The sequence below is a fragment of the Knoellia aerolata DSM 18566 genome (assembly GCF_000768695.1).
Classification (GTDB): domain Bacteria; phylum Actinomycetota; class Actinomycetes; order Actinomycetales; family Dermatophilaceae; genus Knoellia; species Knoellia aerolata.
Genome location: NZ_AVPL01000022.1, coordinates 47,029 through 53,662 on the forward strand (window position 1 = coordinate 47,029; position 6,634 = coordinate 53,662).

General features: G+C 72.4%; 11 protein-coding genes. 5 read left to right on the top strand and 6 right to left on the bottom strand.

The genetic code is table 11. The features are described 5' to 3' along the window. A complete protein-coding gene (locus N801_RS09905; protein ID WP_035937055.1) occupies window positions 1–537 on the top strand; it encodes a hypothetical protein in 537 nt (178 codons plus the stop codon). On the opposite strand, the gene N801_RS21880 is transcribed toward N801_RS09905, so the two are convergent. Then, window positions 437–772 carry a J domain-containing protein gene (locus N801_RS21880; RefSeq protein WP_084108633.1) on the bottom strand — a complete coding sequence of 112 codons (336 nt, stop codon included), beginning with the start codon at window positions 770–772 and terminating at the stop codon, window positions 437–439. The genes N801_RS09905 and N801_RS21880 overlap by 101 nt on opposite strands. 196 nt (window positions 773–968) lie before the next feature. Further along, a complete protein-coding gene (locus N801_RS09910; RefSeq protein ID WP_035937060.1) occupies window positions 969–1,397 on the bottom strand; it encodes an Hsp20/alpha crystallin family protein in 429 nt (142 codons plus the stop codon). Window positions 1,398–1,545: 148 nt separating this feature from the next. On the opposite strand from N801_RS09910, the gene N801_RS20200 reads away from it, so the two are divergent. Further along, window positions 1,546–2,034, top strand: coding sequence for a MerR family transcriptional regulator (locus N801_RS20200; protein ID WP_084108636.1), 489 nt, complete (start codon window positions 1,546–1,548; stop codon window positions 2,032–2,034). Between the two features lie 52 nt (window positions 2,035–2,086). Here N801_RS20200 and N801_RS09920 read toward each other — a convergent pair whose 3' ends face one another. From N801_RS09920 to N801_RS09930, 3 genes are all read right to left on the bottom strand, one after another. Next, complete coding sequence (locus N801_RS09920) at window positions 2,087–2,656, bottom strand: mycothiol transferase (RefSeq protein WP_035937063.1); 570 nt, start codon at window positions 2,654–2,656, stop codon at window positions 2,087–2,089. Window positions 2,657–2,735: 79 nt separating this feature from the next. Continuing rightward, window positions 2,736–3,497: a hypothetical protein gene (locus tag N801_RS19720; protein WP_156996667.1), complete on the bottom strand. Its 762-nt coding sequence runs from the start codon at window positions 3,495–3,497 to the stop codon at window positions 2,736–2,738. Beyond that, window positions 3,494–4,075 carry an RNA polymerase sigma factor gene (locus tag N801_RS09930; protein WP_035937067.1) on the bottom strand — a complete coding sequence of 194 codons (582 nt, stop codon included), beginning with the start codon at window positions 4,073–4,075 and terminating at the stop codon, window positions 3,494–3,496. The genes N801_RS19720 and N801_RS09930 overlap by 4 nt, the downstream gene beginning before the upstream one ends. Before the next feature lie 115 nt (window positions 4,076–4,190). On the opposite strand from N801_RS09930, the gene N801_RS09935 reads away from it, so the two are divergent. The 3 genes from N801_RS09935 (at window position 4,191) to N801_RS19725 (ending at window position 6,245) form a co-directional block, all read left to right on the top strand. Beyond that, window positions 4,191–5,045, top strand: coding sequence for a sigma-70 family RNA polymerase sigma factor (locus N801_RS09935; RefSeq protein WP_035937068.1), 855 nt, complete (start codon window positions 4,191–4,193; stop codon window positions 5,043–5,045). Between the two features lie 74 nt (window positions 5,046–5,119). Further along, window positions 5,120–5,356: a DUF1059 domain-containing protein gene (locus tag N801_RS09940; RefSeq protein ID WP_035937071.1), complete on the top strand. Its 237-nt coding sequence runs from the start codon at window positions 5,120–5,122 to the stop codon at window positions 5,354–5,356. Between the two features lie 28 nt (window positions 5,357–5,384). Beyond that, window positions 5,385–6,245 carry an alpha/beta hydrolase gene (locus N801_RS19725; RefSeq protein ID WP_169744244.1) on the top strand — a complete coding sequence of 287 codons (861 nt, stop codon included), beginning with the start codon at window positions 5,385–5,387 and terminating at the stop codon, window positions 6,243–6,245. 17 nt (window positions 6,246–6,262) lie between these two features. Here the strand turns inward: N801_RS19725 and N801_RS21030 are convergent. Continuing rightward, a partial coding sequence (locus N801_RS21030) for a hypothetical protein (RefSeq protein WP_035937074.1) occupies window positions 6,263–6,634 on the bottom strand: 372 nt, incomplete at its 5' end.

A 6,634-nucleotide genomic window follows, 5' to 3' on the forward strand; every position in this document is an offset into this window, starting at 1 on the left:
ATGACCCTCGCCCCCAGCCCGATCGCCCCGGACCGCCGCGTCCTCCTCGCCGTCGCGGTGCTCGCCGCGGTGTCGCTGGGCGGAGCGTTCGTCTCCGTCACCGGTGGCCTCGCCGACACCGTCCTCGACGCCATGGGACCCACCGGACGGCTGTCGATCCCAGTCCCGATGATGCTGGCCCAGCTCGTCGCCGCCGCTGTCGCGTCCGGGCGACGTCGCCGTCCGGCCCTCGTCGCGAGCGCGCTGCTCGCGCTCGTCGCGCCGGTCTGCATCGTGTCGGGGTTCTTCGACGGCGGCTACAGCGACCCCGCGAGAACCGGCGCGCACACGGCATACCAAGGTCTGCTCGTCGCGATGATCGCGGTCGTGGGCGGGGTCGCCGCACGTCGGTTCTTCCGGCTGCGGCAGGGAGGTGAGGTGCGGACGCGCGAGACGCTCACCCGCTCCGGTGCCAGCGCACCGGGCCCACTCGGATCGGTGACGTCTGCGGATCAGTCCGCGGGAAGGTTCGCGCACGCCGGACGGGAGGGGGAGTGACCGGGTCCCGGCGGGTGGTGCGCTCGTCGTAGCCGGCTCGGAGCTCCGGGTCGCCGAGGATCGCGTAGGCCGCGAGGGCGCGTTGGAGCGCCGCGTCGGAGGCCGGGTCCCCCGGCTCGCGTGTGTCGGGGTGGTTCTGGCGCATGAGGGAGCGGTAGGCACGCCGGACCTGCGCCGGGGTCGCCTCACGTGTCAGGCCCAGGGCGCTGTAGAGGTCGCCGTCATCGCTGCTCACGTGCGCCGGACGTTCCTTCCTTCGGCGGACAGCCCCCGGTGGTCACGGAGGACCCCGGGTGAGGGCCTCGCCTGGGCCGCGAACGGGTACGCCGTCAAGGCGCGGGCGCCGCGAAGGTGGCGTCGAGCGCAATGGCACGAACGCGACCCAGACGAGGGTCTCGGGGTGTCCGCCCCCGCGGGGGAGCGGGGAAGGGTCAGGAGTTGATCGCCTTCTGACCCTCGCTGCTGCCGATCTCGATCTTGCGCGGCTTGGCCTGCTCGACGATCGGGATGGTCAGCGTGAGGACACCGTTGTCGTACGCCGCCTCGATGCGCTCGGTGTCGAGGTTGTCCCCGAGGACGAGCTGGCGGCTGAAGACCCCACGCGGACGCTCGGCCGCGAGGAGCTCCGCATCGCTGGCACGGGTCGGACGCTCTGCCTCGATCGTGACGACATTGCTTTCGGCGTCGATGTCGATCGAGTCCCGGTCCACTCCGGGCAGGTCGAACTCGACGTGGAAGCTGTCACCGTCGCGCCAGGCATCCATCGGCATCGCCGCGAGCTGGGCGAGCCTGCCCTGCGGGGCAAAGAGCTGCTGGGTCAGTCGGTCCAGTTCACGGAACGGGTCGGTTCGCATGAGCATCGTGGTCACCTCCGTATCGGTTTCTTCCTGTGGACGAGTGGCTGCCATCAGGCAGAACCTGTGGCAACCGCTATAGATTTTTTCTAGCACCACCGGCATAGTGGTGCAAGTACCCGAGTGAAAGTCATGTGGGAAGGATCGACGCACGATGACCACCCGCACTCCTGACGACGACCGCGGCGTGTACGGCATCTCCGTGGCCGCCGAGCTCGTCGGCATGGGGGTGCAGAACCTCCGGCTGTACGAGGCCCGGGGCCTGCTCACGCCGGAACGCAGCGACGGCGGCACCCGTCGGTACAGCGCGAACGACCTCGACCGGCTGCGCCGGATCGGGGAGCTGCTCGGGGCCGGGCTCAACCTGGCGGGCGTCGCCAGGGTCCTGCACCTGGAGGCCGAGAACTCTCGGCTGCGCAAGAGAGGAAGGCAACGCATGGCTCGCACCGACGACATTCCGATCGACGGCGTCGTCCCGGAGGTCGACCGCCTCGAACAACAGCAGCAGGCCGACCCGAGGGTCAGCCTCGACGAGGAGTGGCCGACCCCCGAGGGCCGGGACGGGGACGAGGCCGACCGCCTCGAACAGGTGCAGGAAGTGGTGGGCGACCCCGACGAGGAGTACGAGCCCGACCCCACCTGATCGCGCATCGGCCGGCGGTCACGCTGTGTCGCCGGCTGATGACGTATGCCGGTCAGCCCACGGTGAAGGCCACCGGGCGCCCCGGCGGGTCCTCACCGACGCGGCCGTCGATCGCCTCACGCAGGAGGTCGGCATGGCCGGTGTGCCGGCCGTACTCCTCGATCATGTCGACGAGCAGGCGCCGCAGCGTGGCCTCGTTCCCGTTGCCGTCGCGGTAGGTGGCGCCGAGGCCGTCCGGGCCGAGGGCGGCCAGGACCGCCCGCCGCGACCGCTCCGCGGCCGAGCCCCACAGGGCGTAAAGCGTGTCGGCCGAGTCGCGGTCGGCGGACTCGAACGCCCACTCCGAACGCGTCTCGGCGTCGACGTCCGCCCACGGCGCCGGCACCTCCTCGTGGGCGAGGTCCCGGGTGAAGTTGAGGTCCTCCATCCAGGCCAGGTGCTTGAGGAGCCTGGCCAGGGAGAGCTCGGACGAGGGGAGCCGCAGCCGCAGCTGCTCGGCGGTGAGGTCGGCGCACTTCCACGTGAAGGTGGCGCGCTGCCGCTCGAGGGACCCGAGCAGGGTGACGACCTCGTCGCCCACGGCCGGGGGCTCCGGGAAGCCGGCTGTCGGTTGTTCGCTCATGAGGGCACCGTAGGACGGGTTCCGGACGATCGGCTTCCTGAGCGCATGGACCCTCCCTCCACCGCTCGGACCTGACGGGTCAGGGGCTGCTGGGGGTGGGGCTGGGGCTGGGGGCCGCCTTGTCCTTCGGTCCGGCCGGGGTGGACTTGTCCTTCGGGCCGGCGTGCGCGGGCTTGTCCTTGCCCGACTTGCCGGCCTTCCCGTCCTTGCCGTCCTCGGTGGCGTCGTCCTTGCCGGCCTTGGGCCCGTTGCCCGGGTGGGGCACCGCCGCGCAGAAGGCCTCGACCTTGTCCTCGCCGCCGGCGGCGGCCGCGAGGTTGCGCATCGCGACGGAGCCCTTCGCGCGCTCGACGCCGTCGTCGTGCTTGTGGTGGTTGGACCAGGCCCGGCACAGCCCGAACTTGGCCGGTCCGTTGGCATCGGGGCCGACGGGGCGGTCCGACGGCTTCGGACTCGGGCTGGTCGAGGTCGTGGCCGGAGTGACCGTCGACGGCGCGGCCGGTGGGCGGCTGGCGGACCACGCGACCACGGCGGTGCCACCCAGTCCGATGGCGATGCCGGCGACTGCCGCCCCGGCCCGGGCACTCATGAGTGGACTGAGCACGGGGATTCTCCTCGTCAGGGGGCTGCGCGTCGTCATCGCGGCGGACGCAGCGGTGGCGCGGAACAGGGCGAGCGGCTCGGCCGAGCCGACCAGCTCGTGCGGTCGGGCCTCGGCCGTCAGGGCGTCACGCAGCTGCGCGAGGCGTTGCTGTCCCTCCGAGGGCAGCGACAGGTCCGTGCCGTCGTCCTCGCCCCGAGGACGCCACCACGCGTGGACCTTCCACATCACGGATCTCATGTCGGAAGGGGAAGCGACTGAGCCGGCGATGGCGTTACACCTCGTTCGGCGAGCAGCTCCTCGAGGCGTCGCAGCCCACGGTGGGTGGCGACCCGGACCGCACCGGGGCTGCGCCCCAGGACGTCGGCCACCGCCACCGCGGGCAACCCGACGACGATCCTCAGCGCGATGACCTCGGCCTGCGCCGTCGGGAGCTGCGCCACCAGCCGGAGCGCCTCCTCGGTGTCGATCCGCTCGAGGGCTCGGTCGGAGGCGTCCCGGGTCCCCGGCTCCGTCGTGGACCGGACCCACTCCCGGTCCACGACCGCGATCCGGGCGCGACGTCGACCCTGGTCCACGGCCCGACGTCGGGCGGTCGTGAAGACCCATGCGCGCCAGGCGATCTCGTCTCCGCGGAACGCGTGCAAGCCCCTGACCACGGACAGCCACGTCTCGGCCGCCACGTCGTCGGCGGGCTCACGCGTCATGACGAGGTAGCGGACCAGTGCGGGGTTGAGATCACGCCACAGCATCGCGAAGGCGACCTCGTCACCCTCCTGGGCACGGGCCAGCACGGTGGCGAACTCCCCGCCGATCACGTGCCCAGTGTGGGGCTCCCGCGCGGGGTGGGTGAGCGTTTCGCCGTTCCGCGGTCACACCGGGCCCGCCTCGCGCGTCAGTGGGGTGACCGAACACCGTGGAAGGGTGGACGCCGTGGACCAGACGGAAGCGTTCCTGCTCGAACGACCACGGCTCGTGGCGATCGCGAGCCGCGTCCTCGACGACCACGTCGAGGCGGAGGACGTCGTGCAGCAGGCGTGGCTGCGGCTGCACCGGACGGACACCGAGATCGAGAGCCTCCCGGCGTGGCTGACCACGGTCACCACCCGCCTCTGCCTCGACCGGCTGCGCTCCCGGACCCCGGTGCCCGTGGCTGACGTGGATCTCGGCGAGACGGTCAGCGACCCGGCCGACGACGTCGCGCTCGCCGACACGGTCGGTGTCGGCCTGCAGGTCGTGCTCGACCGGCTGGCTCCGCGCGAGCGGGTCGCGTTCGTCCTCCACGACAGCTTCGGCTTCGAGTTCGCCACCATCGCGGCGGTCCTCGACACCACACCAGCGGCCGCCCGCAAGCTGGCCTCGCGGGCCCGCGCCAAGGTCGCCCAGCCGCGACCCGAGGACCGTCTGGCCGACTGGGAGGTGGTCGACGCCTTCATGGCCGCGGCCAGGAACGGCGACTTCGACCGGCTGCTCCGACTGCTCGCGCCCGACGCCGCGGTGACTGCCGACGACGCCGCGGTCCTCATGGGCACGCCGCAGCAGATCGACGGTGCGGATCAGGTGGCCACGTTCTTCGACGGCAGCGCACAGGCAGCGCTTCCGGTCTTCCTCGGCGACCGCCCGGGCACCGCCTGGTTCCACCGTGGCGCGGCCAAGGTCGTCTTCGACTTCACCGTGGCGGACGGCCTCGTGCGCGCCATCACCTTCCGCGCCGCGCCCGACGTGCTCTCCCGCGTCGTCCGCCGCGACGGCGGGGAGCCCACCAGCGGTGGGCGCGCCGAGGGCTGACTCCGGTCACACACCGCCCACGCCGATCGTCAACACCTCAGAAGGCCATCGAGACCATCGAGAAGGAGACACCCATGAAGACCATGACCTGCCGTGACCTCGGAGGGCCCTGCGACCTCGAGCACCACGGCGACACAGCCGACGACGTCATCACCGCCCAGGACCAGCACCTCAAGGAGGCGGAGGCGGCCGGCGATGCCACCCACCAGGAGGCCCGCGACGCCATGAAGAACCGCTGGCGGCACCCCAAGAAGTCGCTGGGCTGGTACAACGACACCAAGAAGGCCTTCGCCGCGCTCCCCGAGGCCTGAGCCCACCGCTTCGGCCACACTGGATGTCGTGCGGTGCGGGACGAGGGTGGTGGTGGCGACCGTCGCGACCCTTGCCCTGCTCGGGTGCGGCTCGGACCCGGACCCGGACCCGGGAACCACGGGAGGGCCGAGCACGGTGTCGGCGCGGGCGCCTGACAGCACCGAGGCCTACCTTCCCGGGCTGGAGGCAGACCTGTACCTGCCGGCCGGCAACCCTGGGTCGGCCCCCGTGGTCGTCCTCGTGCCCGGAGGCGGGTGGACCAGCGCCGATCGCGCCGGACTCGGCCCGCTCGCCGCATCCCTGGCGGCCGCGGGCAACGTCGCGGTCAACGCGACCTACCGGGTGGCGCCGGCCGCGCGGTTCCCCCAGCCCGTCTCGGACGTCGTCTGTGCAGCCGACTACGGCGCTGCTCGAGCCGCCCGGGCGGGGATCGCGCCGACTCGCGTCGTGCTGCTCGGCCACTCGGCCGGGGCACACCTGGCCGCGCTGGGCACCTTGGCGCCCGCCCACTTCCGGGCCGAGTGCCCGTGGCCGGCCAGGAACGTCGACGGCCTCGTCGGGCTGGCCGGTGCGTACGACCTCACCGGGCTGGCCGACGTGGTCCAGCCGCTCTTCGGTGCGACGCCCCGCCAGCAGCCCGAACGGTGGCGCGAGGGCACCCCGAGCAGCTGGGTCGGTCAGCGCACCCCCTCGCCGCCGGTCCTGCTCGCGCACGGTGAGCTCGACGACGTCGTGGCGGTCCCGCAGAGCCGGGACTTCGGGGCTGCGCTGACCGGCGCGGGCCACGACGTGGAGCTGGAGATCCTCCCCGATGCCGACCACGACACGATCTACCGCCCGGAGGTCGTCGCCGACCTCATCGCCCGCTGGCTGGCCGGTCTGGGCTGACCGGCCGGTCGGCAAGGCTACCTGCGCCGGCTGCTGAGCACCTCTGACGCAGCGATCTTGAGGCGCCCGCCCTCGTCGACGAGTCGGAAGCTGGTGCGTTCGACGTCGACACGGCCGTTGTCGCGGGTGTAGGTCAGGGTGGCGACGACCCGGTCCGGGGCCGTGGCCTCGACGTCGCTGACGCTCACGTCGTTGATCTCGTTCCAGAACGCCTCGTAGGACTCTCGGCCACCGGCGTTCCGGCTCTGGTAGTCGGCCGTCATCAACGGCCACGCTTGCGCCGTGTCGCCGGGGAGCAGTGCGTAGTAGTCGGTGATCGCCGACGCGAGTCGTGACGTCGTCGCCGGGGAGGCGGGGGACTGGGTCGCCGGGGTCGGTGTGGGGGTGGG

Excerpts from the sequence above, each read along its gene's own strand:
- N801_RS20200 (WP_084108636.1), top strand. The coding sequence starts at position 1,546 with ATGACCACCCGCACTCCTGACGACGACCGCGGCGTGTACGGCATCTCC.
- N801_RS09920 (WP_035937063.1), bottom strand. The coding sequence starts at position 2,656 with ATGAGCGAACAACCGACAGCCGGCTTCCCGGAGCCCCCGGCCGTGGGC.
- N801_RS09910 (WP_035937060.1), bottom strand. The coding sequence starts at position 1,397 with ATGCTCATGCGAACCGACCCGTTCCGTGAACTGGACCGACTGACCCAG.
- N801_RS19720 (WP_156996667.1), bottom strand. The coding sequence starts at position 3,497 with ATGAGATCCGTGATGTGGAAGGTCCACGCGTGGTGGCGTCCTCGGGGC.
- N801_RS09905 (WP_035937055.1), top strand. The coding sequence starts at position 1 with ATGACCCTCGCCCCCAGCCCGATCGCCCCGGACCGCCGCGTCCTCCTC.
- N801_RS09940 (WP_035937071.1), top strand. The coding sequence starts at position 5,120 with ATGAAGACCATGACCTGCCGTGACCTCGGAGGGCCCTGCGACCTCGAG.